Source organism: Peribacillus sp. RS7 (genome assembly GCF_041956845.1).
Taxonomy (GTDB): domain Bacteria; phylum Bacillota; class Bacilli; order Bacillales; family DSM-1321; genus Peribacillus.
Map to the genome: position 1 here is coordinate 3,326,986 of NZ_CP168135.1, position 18,134 is coordinate 3,345,119.

Sequence of the window (18,134 nt, forward strand, 5' to 3'; positions counted from 1 at the left end):
TTTCTTTGACTAATTATTCCCTGTAATGGGCTGGTCGACCCCATTGACATCTAGGACATTGCTTCCATTCAGGCCATTGGCCGTAAACACGATTGCAGCTGTGTTCCCTGAACCGGATCCGGAAACCGATTTGGAGGAAGACTTAGGGGAAATGACGGCGCAATCACCGAATAACAGGTTTCCTTCCGCGACATTAAATATTTGAACTGGGCCGATAATAGCGGGCATATGAACCCCTCCTATAATAGTTTAACTGTTGTCTGAATCCTCAATTGGTGTCTCTTCGATTTTTTTAGGAACCTCCCGAATATGTTTCACTCTTGATTCCATACGTGCATGGCCTACGTTTCCGACACCAACCACAGATGAGGATGATATCCCGATTATATTGATATTGCCGACCCGTATGAAGGGATTCGGATTTGAAAATCTTGATATGACGGGTTCATTCAATCTCGGGATATAAAAAGGTTTCTTAAAAATGTCATAGTCTTCGAAATGAATATCGACTGAACCGAAAGTTTCACTTTTCTTTTGAATCGCTAAAGCCAGGGAATTTCCGTCAATATATGAAGTATCCCCGATTTGCAGAGTGGAGCTGAATGATACCGTGTCGGATAATATAGATTTTACTTTTGATATTCTAGAAAACATGTTATTTATCCTCCTGGAGAAAGCGGCACGAATGGTCCGATGATAAGGGATTCCGGCGGGGTATCGAATGCGGAAGAAAGTTGGACCGTTTGTACATCCCCTATGAGGAATAAAGCAGAGCTTGCTACACCGGTAATTTTAATATCACCTACACAAAGCTGGTGATTGGTTACATTAAACTCCATTTGGATTTCCTCCTGTCTCGGCTTGTGAATGGGTAATGAATTGTAATAATGCAGTTTGAATATCGGATTTTACCTTCTCCCTGACCTTTTCCTTGACATTATCCCGTTGCTGCGGTGCACGTTCCGCGTAAGAAAGATTATCGAAATACATATTGATTCGTTGATGAAGCTGGCGTTCGACGTCCTGTTTAATGAAGTCATGATAAGAGGGTTCCAATGATATTTTCAGCTGGGTTTCCGTATCGTGGATCATATTTTCCAAGTCTGAAAGGATATCGTTGTGAATTTCCTGGACGACGATTTCCCTGCCTGGAAATAGGTTTGGTGCTGGTTGAACGGGTTGGTTGTTGACGGCAAATTCATCAATGTTGTTAAGGTCATTGGGATTTAAACCGATATTTAACGTTCCATCTAAAGATTCGACTTTTAACTGATCGAATTTATATTCAATTTTATCTACATGGATTGGCGGTTTATTTTTCAAATCGGCGAGTTCATCTGTCAGGCGTTTGAGTTCGTGTTCAAGTTTCATGATCCGCTTATCCTGGGCTTCAAGGAAACGCTGCATTTGTATGGAATACGAATATAAATCCTGATTCACGATTCAACACCTCACCTTCATAAAAAGATAAATTCATATATGGCAGTATATGAAAAAGTTGGATATAGGTGAATGCCTATGAAGGTGTAAATGGGACGAAACTGGTTAATGGTACTACATCAGCTTCGATTTCAGGAGCAGGCTCAGTGAATCCACCGGTATTGGCCAATGTGGAATATGGTTTAATCACCCCGGCACTTCCTATTTGAAAAACGGATGAATTGGCGATGCTTTCAATTTTTATCATATTGATTTGTATGGTCTGGTGAATATTGAAGATCATGCGGACTCCTTTCTTAAAAACATTAGAGATTTAAGACCAGTGGTTGATCAACACCATCTGTATCATTTGTATTTGTGGTGCTATAGGCATTATAAAGGGATATGGATTCACCTGTATTAAACGAGCCAGCACCTGCAAAAGTCTTTGAAGTTGAATATGGACTAATTTTAAAGACGTCACCAATATGGACAATTCCACTGCTACCGACGTTGATGACTTGAACGACTCCTACGATGGCCGGCAAGAAAATCACCCTTTTTTTATTCTGGTTTTCCCTTGAATATTAGGCAATGAGCCTATCACCGAAGGGAGTTTCAATGTATTGTATGTTGACTCATGATTGATGTGATTCATCTGCCTATCAATATATTGTTATATAACAGTAGTGGAAATTATTGGATAATTGGAAACAGATATGGTAAAATAATTACTAATTCAGAATTTTCAAATAAAATGAGGGGTGAGGAAATGAACGTACCATTAGTTTTATCGCATTTCTTAGATCGAGCAGCCTTACTATATGGCGATAAGAAAGCGATCATTGGTGATGACAAGGTTTTAACCTACTCAGAGTTGAACGGCCGTGTAAACCAGCTTTCAAATGGTTTAAGGGATCTTGGAGTCAAAAAGGGTGATAAGGTGGCATATTTGGCACCAAACTCCATTGAAATGCTTGAAGGATTTTATGGGGTATTTCAACTTGGGGCCGTAATCGTTCCATTGAATATCCGCTTGAAGCCTGCCGATTATGTATACATTTTGAACCATAGTGAGTCCAAGGTCCTTTTTGTAGATCAGGAATTGTATCATTTAATTGCTCCTATCAAGGATGAACTTGAATCGGTGGAACACATAATTGTACATTATAAAAAGGAAGAGATAAATGAAACTGATTACAATCATTGGCTGGACCTTTTTGATACCAGAAGCTTTAATCGGGAGTCGGTGGATGAAAATGATGTTTCGAGCCTCCTTTATACAAGCGGGACCACAGGAAATCCCAAAGGGGTGATGCTGACTCACCGCAACAACTATTTGCATGCCCTAGGTGCAATGCATCATTTCAGGGTCAATGACCGCGATACATATTTGCATGTACTGCCGATGTTCCACGTAAATGGTTGGGGTGCCCCATTTTATTATACGGCTAATGGTGCCACTCAAGTTTGTTTGAGGAAAACCACCCCAGAAGTGATATTTGATGCACTTGAAAAGCATAAGGTTTCCATAATGCATATGGCACCGACGGTTCTGAATTCACTGTTTCAATATTATGAACGGAATGTTCCGATAATCAAGCAGGATATCCGAATCGTTGTTGCGGGTTCCGCTCCGCCTCCAGCATTCGTTACAAGGGTAGAAAAAGAGTTAGGGTGGGAATTCATTCAAATATACGGAATGACCGAATCAACTCCGGTTAGTCTGATATCGCTGATTCGTTCTGAATTCGATGATCTTTCTGAAAAAGAAAAATACAGAATGAAGGCGAAAGCCGGATATCCCATCATAGGCAGTGAGGTAAGGGTTATCCATGACAATGGTGAGGAAGTGGTCCATGATGGCGTGGATATCGGGGAGGTCATCGTCCGCAGTCATGGAGTGATGTTAGGTTATTGGAAAAATGAAGAAGCGACCAGCCAGACACTAAGAAATGGATGGCTGCATACAGGGGATATGGCAACAATCGATGAAAATGGGAATGTTGATATTGTTGACCGCAAAAAGGATATAATAATAAGTGGCGGAGAAAATATTTCTTCCATAGAAGTGGAAGGAATCCTCTATGAACATCCGGACATTCTTGAAGCGGCAGTCATCGCCGTTCCGCATGAAAAGTGGGGGGAGACGCCGCATGCTTTCATTGTGCTAAAAACGGGTGCTGATTTAACGGAAGATGATATAAAGAACTTCACACGGGAAAATTTAGCTCATTTCAAATCAGTCACGAGCGTGTCGTTCGTCAGTGAGCTTCCAAAAACGGCATCTGGTAAAATACAAAAAATCCATCTCCGTAATGATTACTGGGACTCTAAGGGGAAAACAGGCAGACTCGTCAATTGATGCTCGTTAACGCTGTTCAGAAATGATCAGCGTTTTTTTCTGTTTGCCCGGTCGATTCGGTTTCATATTAAGCTATGAAGATAGGGAACGAAGCTAGAGAGAGGGACCTTATCAGGAAGCTCCATTTGACCAGGTGTCCCGTTCCGTAAATACAGCCACAGGAACTCATGCCATTGTTTGATATCAACTCATTCATTTTGACTTTTTAAGAGAAGCGCTATAATTTGTTTCGATAAAAAGCTTCCTGTTTAACGATAAAGTGTTACTATTATAAAATATTTCAAATTATTATAATAATTATTTTTAAAACTTGTTGATTCTAAGAGTTTTGGATTGTGGGGGAGAGCATTGAAACGTATTCATTATAGCTGGGTCATTTTAATCATAACATTCTTCTCGATAATTGTAGCCGGAATCGTTAGGTCATCATCGGGAGTATTCATCGTACCATTTGAAAATGAGTTCGGGTGGGACCGATCCATCATTTCTTTAGCCTTCGCCATAAGTCTTTTTCTTTATGGATTATCGGGTCCATTCATGGCCGCCCTAATTGAAGTGCTTGGATTGAAGAAAATGATGGTATTGGCCATGTCCACTTTATTGGCAGGGATTTTCCTCACTTTTTTCATGGAGCATGAGTGGCAGCTCATTCTAATTTGGGGAATCATCATTGGATTGGGTTCTGGAGTTTTTTTAACGGTATTGAGCCCATATGTGGCAAATCGTTGGTTCGAGAAGAGGCGGGGGCTGGCGGTCGGGATACTGACGGCAAGTACGGCCACAGGTCAGCTCATTTTACTTCCGGTTTTAGCCATCATCATTGAGAATCATTCGTGGAGATGGGCGATTGGATTAATTTTGGTCCTTAGCTTGACCATGCTGGCAATCATCCTTTTATTCATGAAAAACAATCCGAAGGAAGTTGGCACTCTTCCATATGGATTAAAAGAGGAAAGTCAGGAGGCTGTTACACTCCAAAAGAAGAACCCCATCGCCATGGCTTTTCAGTCGTTGATTGAAGCAGTGAAAGTGAAGGAATTCTGGTTATTGGCAGGAAGCTTTTTTATATGCGGACTTTCAACGAGCGGGTTGATCGGCACACATTTCATTTCTTATTGCATTAGTTTTGGATTACCGGTTGTTACGGCAGCCTCACTGCTATCTTTCATGGGGATCTTTGATTTGATTGGTACAACGGTATCCGGGTGGTTATCAGATCGTTTTGATAACCGTTGGTTGTTGTTTTGGTATTACGGTCTAAGGGGTGCTTCCCTCGTATTACTTCCTTTTGCACTAAATGAAGGCTCAATCGCCCTATTGATCATCTTCTCCGTTTTTTACGGATTGGATTGGATAGCTACTGTCCCTCCAACCATAAGCATTTCAAGACAAGTCTTTGGAATGGAGAAAAGTGGGATTGTATACGGTTGGATATTCGCGGCGCATCAGATGGGTGCAGCGGTGGCCGCGTACGGTGGAGGGCTAATTTTCAAAATATTCAACTCCTATACATGGGCATTCTTCCTTGCAGGAGTCTTTTGCTTATTGGGTAGCTTGTTTGTCATACTAATAAAAAAGCAAAAAGCTGCCATAGTGGTTAAAGATGATGAAATCAGGTTATAGAAGAGACGTTAAATCTGTATGGATGAAAGAGGTGAACCAATGAAGGGCACGATGGTACCATTGCAGGAAAGTAAACGGATCGTAAGCATCGATATTTTACGTGGATTAGCCATTTTAGGGATTTTTTTAGTGAATATGCCTTCTTTCCACTCTCCGCTTTTGTACATAGATGGTGCTGAGCGATGGTCCAGAGGATGGGACAGGATTTTGTACAGATTCAGTGATATTGTCGCACAGGCCAGCTTTTATCCGTTATTTGCATTCCTGTTCGGTTTTGGGGCCATCATACTAGCTGTAAGGAGTGAAGAAAAGGGTATTTCATTTCCTTTATTATTTACGAAAAGGCTAAGTTTCCTGCTGGTGCTTGGGTGCATTCATGCTTTTTTCATCTGGCATGGGGACATCCTCATTAATTATGCTGTATTTGGGTTTGCATTATTGTTTTTTTATAAGATGAAGGGCAGGAATCTAATTCTGCTAGGCTCGGTTTGTTATGTCCTGCCATTTGCTATATTGGGTTCACTATTTCTTATAATGGGCATATTTGATAGGGAAGGGATGGCGATAACGACTGATTCTGCGATGATGAAACAGTCTTTGGAAGTTTATCAATCTGGTACATTTACGGAAATAATGAGTCAAAGAGCACTAGATTGGTATATGGTGAACAACCTCTTTAATGCTATTATCCTTTTTTTATCGATTTTTCCGTTTTTTTTAATTGGAGCAGGCGTTGCAAAGCAAGGCTTTCTCCAAAATCCAAGTCAATATAAACGACAATTCAAAGCGATATTGATTGTAAGCTTGCTGTTGGGCATGTCAATGAAGATACTGCCATATGTGACGGTATACCATTTTGGCACGATATTCGTACAGGATTATTTTGGCGGACCGTTACTTACGATTTTTTATATCACGGCAATAACTCTTTTGGCGGAACAGGCAGGAGCTTCCCGCCTGTTCCACCCCCTTTCGTATATCGGAAGGATGTCGATGAGTAACTACTTATTCCAATCGATAGTATGCACGGTCATTTTTTATTCATATGGTCTTGGTTTATATGGATCTGTCTCTTACACGACAGGGGTTGTTTTCCTAATAGCTCTTTTTTGCATGCAAATTTTGCTTTCCTTATTGTGGATGGGTCTGTTTCATTACGGACCGGTTGAATATGTATGGCGTTTTGTAACATATGGTAAAAAGCCAGTTATGCGTCGAAGAGGACTAGATGAGAAGAAATGTAAATGATGTTCATTAAATTGTTGATTTTACCTATTCAGATAAATCCTTAGTTTTGTTATTTTGTAAAAGCCTATGATATGATTAAAAGGAAACTGAACGAGGGGGCAAAAAAATGACACATATGCATATTACAGCTTGGGTTATCGGAATCATTCTTTTCTTTGTCACATATTCGATGCTTAAAGGTGGAAATCCGAAAGCGAAAATGCTACATATGATAACACGTTTATTCTATCTATTGATTTTCCTTACTGGCGGAATGCTGATCACGGATTTTGGTGCTTACGCAGTAAAAATGATTGTCGGCATCATCGTGATTGCGGCGATGGAAATGGTGTTGGTCCGTACGAAAAAAGGTAAAAGCACAAGTGCCATGTGGATATTGTTCATCGTTGCGCTTGTATTCGTCCTTTATTTAGGGCTTTCCCTGCCACAAGGAATGGACTTTTTTTAATACAGAATTGAAAACGGGTAAATGAGGAAATCTCATTTACCCGTTTTTTTTACCCGTTATTGTGAATTCACTTTCTCAATGACGATTCTTTTTCCAGTGTTCAGGGTGAATTCAAAACGATCGTGATCCTTCTTCCCATAAGAAAAGTGGTGCTGAACGAGACATATTTGGCTCTCGTTATCAAAAGTGAAGAAATTCACGCCGGACTGGTTAGGGACAGCCCTTAAAAAAGTGAGCTGATTATAGCTATATATACAATCATAAATAGAAAAATCAAGTGAATTCAAGGTCGTTACAAATTGGAAAAAGGAATCGTCGTTCAATTCTTCCAATAAACGTTCAAAAGAGTAGAGCAGCTTTTTGCGGATCCGAATGGGCTCATTTTCCCTTAAGAAGGTGATTTCCCGGTGAAGCAGGATTTTTCCCTCTTCTTCAACAACTCCTTGCTGCCAGCGCCCACCCCTGTAAACTTCAATGATGCTATCAACATGGTCTTCGATGGAGCAGGCCTCATCTGTTTCATCATCGAAAAAAATCCATTGTTGATTGATATTTTCCACTGTTCCTTCGGTAAAAGCTCTTGTTTGCCTGTTCATTAACTTGGTTCGTTGTTGCTGACTCATACATATACCTCCAATAGTGGAATCCTCACCTACTTTTTAGTCAAAATCCAATGAAAATATAACTGTATATTTTAAAATATTATGGACAAATAACCATCTTTCCGTCTTTGCATAGGCTATGTTAAACACGGGATGCTTTGCTCAACAATTCATTATCAACGCATGGCGTTTTGGGCGGGGATCCTACGGAATTTTGCTGTTCGATACTTAAACCTTCTTTGCATGGTCTTCGAATTTACAAATAAGGGACTGTAAATCTTTTTAAAACAGGGAGCCAATATTTTTTCTGAAAGTCCGGATAGAAAGGATGAAGTGTAAAATGTGTGGGATAACAGGCTGGGTGCATTTTCAAAAAGATTTACGGAAGGAAACAAAAACAGTTGAAAATATGACAAAAACGTTGGCAAAGCGGGGGCCAGACGAGGAAAATGTTTGGAGCGAAGCCCATGTTGCCTTTGGTCATAAACGGTTAACGGTTGTCGATGCGGAAGGCGGAAAACAGCCGATGTCGAAAGATCAAAAAAACGGCAGATATACGCTTTGTTATAATGGAGAGCTATATAACACCGAAGACATTCGAAAACAGCTATTATTAAAAGGATATTCCTTTAAGGGTCATTCTGATACAGAAGTTTTACTTACTTCTTATATAGAATGGAAAGAAAAATGCATTGACTTGTTCAATGGGATTTTTGCGTTTGCAATTTGGGATGAAAAGGATCAGAAATTATTCATTGCAAGAGATCGGATGGGGGTAAAGCCACTCTTTTATGCAGAAAGGGACGGGGGATTCATTTTTGGCTCTGAATTGAAGGCGATTTTAGCCCACCCGGATGTTAAAACGGAGATCGACCGCGACGGGTTGGCTGAAGTTTTTGGTGTGGGCCCATCCCGAAAGCCAGGTTCCGGTGTTTTTCATAATATCCAAGAGTTAAGACCTGCCCATGCTCTAACATTATCAAGGCAAGGGCTCCGAATTTGGAGGTATTGGAATGTGAAAAGCGAAGAACATCGGGATACCCTCGATGAGACGGCCGAGAAGGTCCGCTTCCTTGTCGAGGATGCAGTGACTCGTCAACTTGTATCTGATGTTCCACTTTGTACCTTCTTGTCAGGAGGGCTGGACTCTAGCGCCATAACGGCCATTGCGGCAAACGCCTATCAAAAAGAAGGGAAAGGACGGCTGCATACGTATTCCATTGATTATGAAGATAATGAGCGCTATTTTAAGGCAAATGATTTTCAGCCTAACTCTGATGGACATTGGATTAAAAAGATGTCGGATACCTTTAACACGGTTCACCATTCATCGATCATCACTCAAGAACAGTTAACGGATTATTTAACGGAAGCTGTCCTTGTAAGGGACCTTCCAGGGATGGCGGATGTCGATTCCTCATTACTTTGGTTTTGTAAGGAAATCAAGCAGGATTTTGTCGTAGGCCTGTCCGGTGAGTGTGCGGACGAAATTTTTGGCGGTTATCCTTGGTTTCATCGTGAAGATGATTTAAATCGTGCTGGTTTTCCATGGATGAGATCGACCGGGGAACGGGTATCGTTATTGAAAACGGGATGGCGTGAGAAATTGAAGCTGGAGGAATTTGCGAATGAAGCCTATTTGACCACCCTTGCCGAAACTCCTAAATTGGAAGGGGAAAACGGTGTAGCAGCAAAGCGTAGAGAACTTTTCTATGTGAATTTATTATGGTTCATGACGACGCTTCTTGACCGGAAGGATCGGATGAGTATGGGGGCAAGTCTAGAGGTGCGCGTCCCATTTGCCGATCATCGACTTGTAGAATATGCATGGAACATTCCTTGGGAAATGAAAATGGAAGGCAACCGTGAAAAGGGTATTCTGAGGAAAGCGTTGGAGGGACTGTTACCGGATGAGGTATTATATCGTAAAAAAAGTCCATATCCAAAAACCCACAACCCTATATATACTGACCGTGTGCAGGCGTGGCTGAAAGACTTACTGAGTGATAAAAATTCGGTCTTGCATGAGTTTTTCGATAAACAGAAGCTAACGGATATAGTGGATTCCAAAGGAGCCGCTTTTAAAGTGCCGTGGTTCGGGCAATTGATGTCAGGTCCCCAGTTACTGGCTCACTTAGCACAAACCCATGTATGGTTCAAGGAATATGATATTCAAATAATCGATTAAAAAAACGGGGCAGGATGATATTCCTTGCCCCGTTTTCATTGTCTCAAAGATTGAATGCGAGAATTTTATATTGATATCCACCCAATTCAAATTGGCATTCCTGTGTTGTTTCTTTTGTTCTTAAATCCGTTAGTGTACGCCCCTTCAAATCAATAGGGAGAGTGAAGGATTGCTGGACATCCGTCGGATTGATGAGGATAACGACAGAACGTTCGCCATTATATTTTTGGTAGGCCACGATATTTTCGTTTCCGTTTGTATTTAGGAATTTGAACTCTCCGTCATTGGCAAGTAATCGTTCTTCTTTTCGTAAATGGATCAATGCCTTAATTTCATTGAAAAGCTCGGTATTTTGTTTTTCTTCTTCCCAAACCATGCACTTTCGGCATCCTGGATCCATGCCTCCGGTTAAGCCGATTTCATCTCCATAGTATATACAGGGGCTGCCGTTGAAAGTAAGCAGGATTGCGTGGATGAGCTTGGCTCGATCTAAATCTTCCCCGCAATCCGTGAAAATCCGCGGTGTATCATGGCTTCCAAGGAGATTGAAAGTCACGTCAAAAACATTGGTCGGGTAACTATGATAGATGGCTGTCATTTCTTCGGTGAACTCGCGTGCATTGATGGTTTGTGAAGCGACCAGGCGGAAAACTTGGTTGGTAAAAGGGTAATTCATGACAGCATCGAACTGATCACCGCGAAGCCATGGCATGGAGTCATGCCAAATTTCACCAAGAATGTAAAGGTCAGGCTTTATACTTTTCACCGTTGTTCGAAATTCACGCCAGAATGGTTGGTCGACTTCATTTGCCACATCGAGTCGCCAGGCGTCTATATCGAATTCCTTAATCCAATAGGCTGAGACTTCGAGAAGATATTCTTTCACCTCCGGATTCGCAGTATTCAATTTTGGCATCGATTCAAAAAAACCGAACGTTTCATAATTGGGCCTTTCCCCTCCTTTGAGAGGAAAGCTGTGTGGATGGAACCAATCCTTATATTTCGAATCTTCTCCTTTTTCGAGTAAATCCTGAAATGGGGGGAAATAGTAGCCGCTATGGTTAAAAACGGCATCTAGCATGACTCGGATATTCCGTTTGTGGCATTCGTTTATCAGTGTTTTCAATGTTTCCTTCGTTCCGAATTGCGGATCGATTTTCCGATAATCAATCGTATCGTATTTGTGATTGGAGTGGGCATGGAAGATTGGCGTGAAATAGATTCCGTTGATGCCGAGCTTCTCTAGGTAATCTAAATGTTCAATGATTCCTTCGAAGTCCCCACCAAAAAAATTATCCACTGCCGGGTCTTCACTTCCCCAAGGTTTAACACCTTCCGGATCGTTGTCAGGGTTTCCGTTCGCGAATCGTTCAGGAAAAATTTGATACCAAATTGTATCTTTGACCCATTCTGGTGCGCCGAATACTTCATTTTGATGTAGATAGGGAATCGCGAAATAGCATCCCGGATCTCGGGGGGGTTCTTTAAAGAAACCCTTTTCCGTGTAAATGGCACTTTCATCTTCTGAGAGGACCTTGAACCCATACCGAATTCTTCTGTAGGTAGGCTTCACATAAATATGCCAATAATCATAACGGTTATCGCTGCCTGATAAACTCATGGGAAGTTCTTCGTACTGCCATTGTCCATTATCTGAAATGTATGGGTCCCCAAAAATCAATCCAGCTGAGGAGATATCATGTTTTTTCGTACGTAGACGGATATGTAGGGTTTCAGTGTTGATGGGATAGCCGTAATTGTCATTAGGTCTATGGTGTATGGATGAAAATTCCATTAAAACCACTCCAATTCTATAAGTATTTGGGGAAGTGAATATGAAAAAGGGAACATCAGGCTGTTATGAGGGGGTTCTCTAAGCAGTTGTAATTAGCCGTTAAGTGTTTTTTTCAATATGGTTATATACCCAATTCTAATTGAAAGAAGCACTTATTAACTAAAAAATAACAAAAAGTGTTCATCAAAACAAGGAAATAAATACGTCGAGGAAAATGTTGTAAAAACCAAAGCCGTTCATATAATGATAACAATAAGTTTGGTGCCGCTTTCATGATGGGGGATTTATTTGATTGGCTGAACTGAAAAACAGTATTATTTGGTGCTTTTGGACATGATAGAATAAACATTTTAAAAAGGAGAATGAAAGTGAAGAAGCTGATTTTTCATTTGTTCATGTCCATGTTCTTGATTTTTATTGTAAGTGCTTGTGGATCCAGTTCAGATTTGGAAAATAAAGTAGTGAAAGAAAATAAGAAAAACGAAGAAGCCAGTAATGAAGCGAAACCGAAAAAATTGATCATTTGGGAGGAAAAAGGTAAAGCGGAGGCCCTAAAGCCAGTGCTTGAAGCATTTGAAAAAGAATATGGAATCAAAGTTGAGCATGAAGAGCTGGAAATAGCTACCGAGATGTATGAACGGCTTCGTCGTGATGGGCCGATTGGAAACGGAAAAGCCCCGGATGTGGTAACTTTTTCTCATGAAAAAGTCGGGAAAATCGTAAAGGAAGGCCTAATTCAGGAAGTGAAAGTGAGTGATGAAGTATTAAATGCCTTCATTGAATCTTCAATTAGAGGCGAGATGTATCAAGATAAGGTATTTGGATTGCCGAAATCCGTAAACACTTCCGTTTTCATTTATAATAAAAAATTGATGGCTAAGCCTCCTGAAACGATGAATGATTTATATAAAATGGCGAAGGAATTAAGACAAGGTAACGTGTATGGTTATTATGCCAAATGGAATGATTTCCATGATGGGTATGGAGTAATGGCTGGAATGGGAGGTTACACATTTAAAGATAAGAATGGAAATCTAGATCCTTCGGACATTGGTTTGAATAATAAGGGTGCTGTAAAAGGAGCTGCGTATATCCAAAAATGGTATAAAGCGGATTTGATCTCAAAAGGCGACAAGGCAGCAATCGAGAAGTTGTTTAGTCAAGGGGATTTGGCTTCTTTCATGAGTGACGGTAACTCATTTTCCGAGAGAAAGGATACAGGATTTGCCCCCTTGCCCGAATTGCCAAATGGTCAGCCAATGAAAACGTTCATGGAAATCAAAGGCTGGCATGTAACAGCATTCACAAAACATCCTGATTGGTCTACGAAGTTAGTTGAATATTTGACAAACGATGATAATGCAATGCAACGTTATGAAATAACAGGGGAAATTCCTCCTAATAATTCAATCAAACACAATGCAGCAATCAAGGAAAATGAAAGGGCACAAGCCTTAAGCATACAAATACAATACGCTGAACCTGTGCCGAATATTCCGGAAATGAATAAGGTATGGGGACCGATGAATTCTGCCATGGATGATATAGCCACTGAAAAAGCAAAACCAAAAAGGGCTTTGGATAAAGCGGTTAAGACGATAAAAAAAGAACGTTAATCGTCTTCTGCTTATTCCATTTCATTAACTGTATCCAGTATCCCCAATTTGTCCCTTTAGTGTAAAGTTTTTTATAATTTGGATTTGACGTTAAGGGGTCAAAAGGCTAATCTTAAAGGCGTAAAGAGATAGCTAGGAGGAGAGCGGATATGAGAAAAAGAGTGTTATCACTCGCTTTAATTCCGTTGCTTCTTTTTTACGCCATTCCAGTAGGAGCAGCTGAAAAAGAACAACGAACTTGGAAGGACGAAATCGTATATTCATTATTGGTCGACCGATTTTTCGATGGTAATACACAAAATAATGGAGATGCGAATGTGAATGACCCTTCTGCGTTTAATGGTGGGGATTTTGAAGGTGTCACGAAGAAACTGAATTATTTAAAAGATATGGGTTATACCGCTATCATCCTTTCACCAATTTTCGCTAATGATGAAAATGGCTATCATGGCGATTGGGTGACTGATTTTTATAAAACGGATACACACTTTGGGACAATTAAAGAGTTTAAAAAACTCGTAAATGAGGCACATAAACGCGATATGAAGGTGATCATTGATTTTCAAGCAAATAATGTGGGTCCTGACTCATCTTGGCTGAACGACCCTGTAAAACAAGATTGGTTCCATGAAGAAAAAAAGATTTCCAATGAAGGTAATCAAAAGGATTTGGAAACAGGCTGGGTCGATGGTCTTCCGGATTTGAATCAAGACAATGAGGAAACACGGAAATATTTACTTGATGCCGCCAAATGGTGGATAACGGAAACTGATATTGATGGGTACCGTTTAAATAAGGTTCAATACGTAGCAAAAGATTTTTGGAAGGAATTTGTAGGTGCAGTCAAATCTGAAAAATCAAATTTCTATACAATCGGCGATATACAAGGTGATGCGGATTTGATTTCAAGCTATAAGAAGACGGGTATCGATGCTTTCATGGCTTATCCGCAAAATGTTGAGCTACGGGAAGCATTTGCTGCACCTGATAAAGAATTGAAACCCGTTTTTAATTCGTTTGCGAAAAGTGAAGATGAATTTGGGGGCAATGCTCCTCAGGCATTGTTCATGGATACTCAGGGAATGCCGCGTTTTACAAAGGATGCAGCCGATCATAACGAAAACCCAGGTGCCAGATGGAGAATGGCGCTGTCATATCTATATACGATGCCAGGAGTGCCAATCGTATTCTATGGATCGGAAATTGCCTTAAATGGTGATATTGCTCCGGATAATCATAAATTGATGAATTTCAAGACAGAACAGGAATTGGTGGAATATATAACAAAGCTTTCTGATCTCAGAGACATGTACCCAGCATTGATAAAAGGGAATATGGAGCTTTTATATGAAAAAGGCGGAGCTTCGGTATTCAAACGTGTGTATGGTGATGAAACGATTGTCGTCGCCATGAACAATACGACTGAAACTCAAAAGATAAACCTTACTGAAAAGGAACTTGAAAGTAATAAAGAGTTGAGAGGTATGCTGAATGGGGATCTGGTCCGCAGTAAGGACAACAGCTACTCTATCGTAATCGACAGGGAGACGACAGAAGTTTACACACTGTCACCCAAGTCGATTATCAATATTCCTTACCTGTTAGTTATAGGATTGGTTCTTCTTATTTTTGGTATATTCATTGCTTTGGTTATTAAGCGTTCAAAACGGAACCAACCAAAATAATCATATACCTCTCGATTGTGGGTAGCTGCCAAACATTGTCCCTAGGCTTTGTGGAAAACAGGATCGGGAGGGTACAGCATGAATAAGATTTGGTGGAAAGAAGCGGTTTGCTATCAAATATACCCGCGCAGTTTCATGGATAGTAATGGTGATGGTGTAGGAGATATTAAAGGATTGATTTCAAAGCTCGATTATCTGCAGGATTTAGGGGTAGATGTCATATGGATTTGTCCATTTTACAAATCGCCCAATGCGGATAATGGCTATGATATTAGTGATTATCAAGCAGTTTCCGATGAGTTCGGTTCAATCGAAGATATTGAACTGTTATTGGAAGATGTTCACGCACGTGGGATGAAGGTGATACTCGATCTTGTTTTGAACCATACAAGCGATGAGCACCCCTGGTTCGTTGAGTCACGTTCGTCACGCGATAATCCGAAACGGGATTGGTATATATGGAGGGATGGGCAGGACGGACGGGAGCCTAATAATTGGGAAAGTATCTTTTCCGGAAGTGCCTGGAAATTCGATGAAAGGACCAATCAATACTATTTACATTTATTTGCCGAAAAGCAGCCAGACTTAAACTGGAAAAATGAGGGTGTGCGACAGGCGTTGTATGAAATGGTGAATTGGTGGCTCGATAAGGGAATTGATGGCTTCCGGATTGATGCGATTACGCATATTCATAAGCGTGAAGGCCTGCCGGATATGCCCAACCCTTATTGGCATCAGTATGTACCTGCGTTTGAAATGCATACCAATCAGGACGGGATTCTGGATTACCTTCAGGAGTTGAAGGAAGAGACTTTCTCTAAGTATGATATCATGACGGTCGGGGAGGCCAATGGGGTCAGGATTGAGCAGGCTGATGAATGGGTCGGGGAATTGAATGGGAAATTCAATATGATATTTCAATTTGAACATCTTGGACTTTGGAATAGGGGACATAATCACGATGTTGATGTTCAGGGGTTAAAACGCACCATGACCAAGTGGCAAAAGGGGCTGAAAAACAAAGGCTGGAATGCTTTGTTTTTTGAAAATCATGACCAGCCCAGAAGTGTATCGACCTGGGGAAATGATCATCAATATTGGCTGGAAAGCGCAAAAATGCTTGGGGCTCTATATTTTTTCATGCAAGGGACACCTTTTATTTATCAAGGCCAGGAAATAGGCATGACGAATGTCAAATTTGATTCGATTGATGATTATGATGATGTTGGAATGAAAAATTTTTACCGGATTGAGACCTCAAAAGGTCGTCCGCATGATGAAATAATGAACATTATATGGCATAGCGGCCGTGATAATTCACGAACGCCGATGCAATGGAATGATAAAGAAAATGGTGGGTTCACGCACGGAGCACCCTGGATGAAGGTTAATTCCAATTATCGTGCCATTAATGTAGAACAGCAGAGGAATGATCCATCATCCATTTATCATTTCTATAAAAAAATGATTGAACTTCGAAAAAAACATCAGGTCCTTGTTTATGGGGAATATGAATTATTATGGGAAGATCACCCTGAACTTTATATTTATACAAGAATTATGAATGGTGATTCAGTCAAGGTAATATGTAACTTTAGTGTGAATCACCACCAAATCGATCTTTCTCATTGGGGTGAAATGGAACTTTTACTAGCTAATTATGAGGATTGTCCTGAAGGGTCCGTTATTGATTTACGACCATATGAAACAAGGATTTATCGTTATTGATCTATAAATATCTTCCTTTGATTTGATTGGAAACTAGCTTTAAACCCTATGTAGTTAGTCGTCTGACTTCTTTCTACCCAAAAGACCTGTCGTTTTTTAGAAGCTGATCCATAATCAGCTTCTTTTTAATTTTTGAAAAATATACGAAAAAAAACGGAAAAGTGAGTATTTTCTGATAAAATGAATAAACGGCAAAAAAAGTATGGAAATAGCTATTGGGCAGAGTGTATTATTAATACATAAAAATGTATAAATATAAAATAAATATAAGAGAAGTGTTTATTGGTATTCACCTTTTTTTGAATGAAGTCAATAAAGGCTAAGAAGGGAGAGGGGAAATGCATGGCCATCACGATAAAAGATGTGGCACAGTTAGCGAATGTTGCTCCTTCAACAGTTTCTCGAGTGATTGCAAATAATCCTCGAATAAGTGAAAAAACAAAGGTACGGGTACGTAAGGCGATGAATAAATTAGGATACCATCCAAACTTCATTGCACGAAGTCTTGCTAATCAATCAACCAGGATCATTGGCTTGGTACTGCCAAGCTCGTCAAATGATTATTATCAAAATCCATTTTTTCCGACGATCCTCCAGGGTCTTAGTGAGGGGGCTCAGGAAAACCATTATTCCCTGTTGCTAAGCACGGGAAAAACAGAAGATGAAATCTACGAAGGAGTCGTAAATATGGTGCAGGGGGGGATGGTTGATGGAATAATCCTGATGTATTCAAGGATGGACGATCACATTCTGACCTATTTGAGAGCAAGGGATTTTCCATTTGTCATCATTGGGAAACCCTATGATTTTATCGAGGAGATAACATATGTAGATAACGATAATGTCTTGGCAGCCGAGCAGGCAACAGATTATCTCATTCAGCTAGGGCATGAAAGGATTGGATTCATCGGAGGTGATGTAACCCTAGTTATGACCCTCGATCGCTTATTAGGTTATGAACGAGCGTTGAAGAGTGCTGGAATCAATCGAAGGAAGGATTATACCCTGCATGAAGACTTTTTGCATGAAGGTGGACAAGCTGCTGCAAAAAGGTTACTATCCATCGATGAACCACCAACCGCTTTGGTGGTCAGTGATGATCTTATGGCACTTGGCATCGTGCATTCACTTCGCGAGATGGGAGTGCGCACTCCTGAAGAAATGTCCATCGTAAGCTTTAATAACGTTCTTTTCTCTGAACTGTCATTACCAGCCCTGACTTCTGTAGATATTAATATCTTCGATTTGGGATATCAGGCCGCTAAGGGCATCATTCAAATGCTGCAAACTGGAGATACTCCTGCTGGGTCCATCATTCCACATCATTTTGTGGAAAGGCATTCTTGCAGATCAATCAAGCAAGGTTCGATGGCCATGACTTATTAAACGAAAAGGGCATTGCGTAAAAGCAATGCCC

17 protein-coding genes are annotated in these 18,134 nt (G+C 40.5%); 9 read left to right on the forward strand and 8 right to left on the reverse strand.

Going from position 1 to position 18,134, the window contains the following annotated elements; genetic code table 11:
- Positions 1-9: 9 nt before the first annotated feature.
- From ACDZ29_RS16725 to ACDZ29_RS16750, 6 genes are all read right to left on the reverse strand, one after another.
- Positions 10-228 (reverse strand): spore germination protein, encoded by a 219-nt coding sequence (locus ACDZ29_RS16725; protein ID WP_328119167.1) that lies wholly within the window; start codon positions 226-228, stop codon positions 10-12.
- A gap of 21 nt (positions 229-249) precedes the next feature.
- Positions 250-654 (reverse strand): spore germination protein GerPE, encoded by a 405-nt coding sequence (locus tag ACDZ29_RS16730; protein ID WP_375088204.1) that lies wholly within the window; start codon positions 652-654, stop codon positions 250-252.
- A 5-nt stretch (positions 655-659) separates the two neighbouring features.
- On the reverse strand, positions 660-839 hold the full coding sequence (locus ACDZ29_RS16735; protein WP_375088205.1) for a spore gernimation protein GerPD: 180 nt from the start codon (positions 837-839) through the stop codon (positions 660-662).
- Positions 829-1,440 carry a spore germination protein GerPC gene (gerPC, locus tag ACDZ29_RS16740; protein ID WP_375088206.1) on the reverse strand — a complete coding sequence of 204 codons (612 nt, stop codon included), beginning with the start codon at positions 1,438-1,440 and terminating at the stop codon, positions 829-831. The genes ACDZ29_RS16735 and gerPC overlap by 11 nt, the downstream gene beginning before the upstream one ends.
- Before the next feature lie 76 nt (positions 1,441-1,516).
- Positions 1,517-1,723, reverse strand: a complete 207-nt coding sequence (locus tag ACDZ29_RS16745; protein WP_137017139.1) for a spore germination protein GerPB — start codon at positions 1,721-1,723, stop codon at positions 1,517-1,519.
- Between the two features lie 22 nt (positions 1,724-1,745).
- Positions 1,746-1,967, reverse strand: coding sequence for a spore germination protein (locus ACDZ29_RS16750; protein WP_063577089.1), 222 nt, complete (start codon positions 1,965-1,967; stop codon positions 1,746-1,748).
- A gap of 224 nt (positions 1,968-2,191) precedes the next feature.
- On the opposite strand from ACDZ29_RS16750, the gene ACDZ29_RS16755 reads away from it, so the two are divergent.
- The 4 genes from ACDZ29_RS16755 (at position 2,192) to ACDZ29_RS16770 (ending at position 7,103) form a co-directional block, all read left to right on the forward strand.
- Positions 2,192-3,784 (forward strand): long-chain-fatty-acid--CoA ligase, encoded by a 1,593-nt coding sequence (locus ACDZ29_RS16755; RefSeq protein WP_375088207.1) that lies wholly within the window; start codon positions 2,192-2,194, stop codon positions 3,782-3,784.
- A 348-nt stretch (positions 3,785-4,132) separates the two neighbouring features.
- Positions 4,133-5,407: an MFS transporter gene (locus ACDZ29_RS16760; protein WP_375088208.1), complete on the forward strand. Its 1,275-nt coding sequence runs from the start codon at positions 4,133-4,135 to the stop codon at positions 5,405-5,407.
- A 39-nt stretch (positions 5,408-5,446) separates the two neighbouring features.
- On the forward strand, positions 5,447-6,655 hold the full coding sequence (locus tag ACDZ29_RS16765) for a DUF418 domain-containing protein (protein WP_375088209.1): 1,209 nt from the start codon (positions 5,447-5,449) through the stop codon (positions 6,653-6,655).
- Between the two features lie 106 nt (positions 6,656-6,761).
- Positions 6,762-7,103 carry a YisL family protein gene (locus ACDZ29_RS16770; protein ID WP_076367205.1) on the forward strand — a complete coding sequence of 114 codons (342 nt, stop codon included), beginning with the start codon at positions 6,762-6,764 and terminating at the stop codon, positions 7,101-7,103.
- A gap of 56 nt (positions 7,104-7,159) precedes the next feature.
- Here ACDZ29_RS16770 and ACDZ29_RS16775 read toward each other — a convergent pair whose 3' ends face one another.
- Positions 7,160-7,726 (reverse strand): DUF2777 domain-containing protein, encoded by a 567-nt coding sequence (locus ACDZ29_RS16775; protein ID WP_063232220.1) that lies wholly within the window; start codon positions 7,724-7,726, stop codon positions 7,160-7,162.
- 319 nt (positions 7,727-8,045) lie between these two features.
- On the opposite strand from ACDZ29_RS16775, the gene asnB reads away from it, so the two are divergent.
- The gene (gene asnB, locus ACDZ29_RS16780; RefSeq protein WP_289324091.1) at positions 8,046-9,893 is read left to right on the forward strand and encodes an asparagine synthase (glutamine-hydrolyzing); all 1,848 of its coding nucleotides are present in this window, start codon (positions 8,046-8,048) and stop codon (positions 9,891-9,893) included.
- Between the two features lie 43 nt (positions 9,894-9,936).
- Here asnB and ACDZ29_RS16785 read toward each other — a convergent pair whose 3' ends face one another.
- Positions 9,937-11,688, reverse strand: a complete 1,752-nt coding sequence (locus ACDZ29_RS16785) for a glycoside hydrolase family 13 protein (RefSeq protein WP_375088210.1) — start codon at positions 11,686-11,688, stop codon at positions 9,937-9,939.
- A 368-nt stretch (positions 11,689-12,056) separates the two neighbouring features.
- Between ACDZ29_RS16785 and ACDZ29_RS16790 the strand changes: the two genes are divergently transcribed.
- From ACDZ29_RS16790 to ACDZ29_RS16805, 4 genes are all read left to right on the forward strand, one after another.
- Positions 12,057-13,304: an extracellular solute-binding protein gene (locus ACDZ29_RS16790; RefSeq protein WP_289324093.1), complete on the forward strand. Its 1,248-nt coding sequence runs from the start codon at positions 12,057-12,059 to the stop codon at positions 13,302-13,304.
- A 149-nt stretch (positions 13,305-13,453) separates the two neighbouring features.
- Entirely contained in the window at positions 13,454-14,989 is a 1,536-nt protein-coding gene (locus ACDZ29_RS16795; protein WP_375088211.1) for an alpha-amylase family glycosyl hydrolase, read from the forward strand.
- A 78-nt stretch (positions 14,990-15,067) separates the two neighbouring features.
- Positions 15,068-16,717: an alpha-glucosidase gene (locus tag ACDZ29_RS16800; RefSeq protein WP_289324095.1), complete on the forward strand. Its 1,650-nt coding sequence runs from the start codon at positions 15,068-15,070 to the stop codon at positions 16,715-16,717.
- A gap of 342 nt (positions 16,718-17,059) precedes the next feature.
- The gene (locus tag ACDZ29_RS16805) at positions 17,060-18,103 is read left to right on the forward strand and encodes a LacI family DNA-binding transcriptional regulator (protein ID WP_375091156.1); all 1,044 of its coding nucleotides are present in this window, start codon (positions 17,060-17,062) and stop codon (positions 18,101-18,103) included.
- The last annotated feature ends 31 nt before the right edge of the window (positions 18,104-18,134 follow it).

Excerpts from the sequence above, each read along its gene's own strand:
- ACDZ29_RS16725 (WP_328119167.1), bottom strand. The coding sequence starts at position 228 with ATGCCCGCTATTATCGGCCCAGTTCAAATATTTAATGTCGCGGAAGGA.
- ACDZ29_RS16730 (WP_375088204.1), bottom strand. The coding sequence starts at position 654 with ATGTTTTCTAGAATATCAAAAGTAAAATCTATATTATCCGACACGGTA.
- ACDZ29_RS16735 (WP_375088205.1), bottom strand. The coding sequence starts at position 839 with ATGGAGTTTAATGTAACCAATCACCAGCTTTGTGTAGGTGATATTAAA.
- ACDZ29_RS16745 (WP_137017139.1), bottom strand. The coding sequence starts at position 1,723 with ATGATCTTCAATATTCACCAGACCATACAAATCAATATGATAAAAATT.
- ACDZ29_RS16755 (WP_375088207.1), top strand. The coding sequence starts at position 2,192 with ATGAACGTACCATTAGTTTTATCGCATTTCTTAGATCGAGCAGCCTTA.
- ACDZ29_RS16765 (WP_375088209.1), top strand. The coding sequence starts at position 5,447 with ATGAAGGGCACGATGGTACCATTGCAGGAAAGTAAACGGATCGTAAGC.
- ACDZ29_RS16770 (WP_076367205.1), top strand. The coding sequence starts at position 6,762 with ATGACACATATGCATATTACAGCTTGGGTTATCGGAATCATTCTTTTC.
- ACDZ29_RS16775 (WP_063232220.1), bottom strand. The coding sequence starts at position 7,726 with ATGAGTCAGCAACAACGAACCAAGTTAATGAACAGGCAAACAAGAGCT.
- asnB (WP_289324091.1), top strand. The coding sequence starts at position 8,046 with ATGTGTGGGATAACAGGCTGGGTGCATTTTCAAAAAGATTTACGGAAG.
- ACDZ29_RS16785 (WP_375088210.1), bottom strand. The coding sequence starts at position 11,688 with ATGGAATTTTCATCCATACACCATAGACCTAATGACAATTACGGCTAT.
- ACDZ29_RS16795 (WP_375088211.1), top strand. The coding sequence starts at position 13,454 with ATGAGAAAAAGAGTGTTATCACTCGCTTTAATTCCGTTGCTTCTTTTT.
- ACDZ29_RS16800 (WP_289324095.1), top strand. The coding sequence starts at position 15,068 with ATGAATAAGATTTGGTGGAAAGAAGCGGTTTGCTATCAAATATACCCG.
- ACDZ29_RS16805 (WP_375091156.1), top strand. The coding sequence starts at position 17,060 with ATGGCCATCACGATAAAAGATGTGGCACAGTTAGCGAATGTTGCTCCT.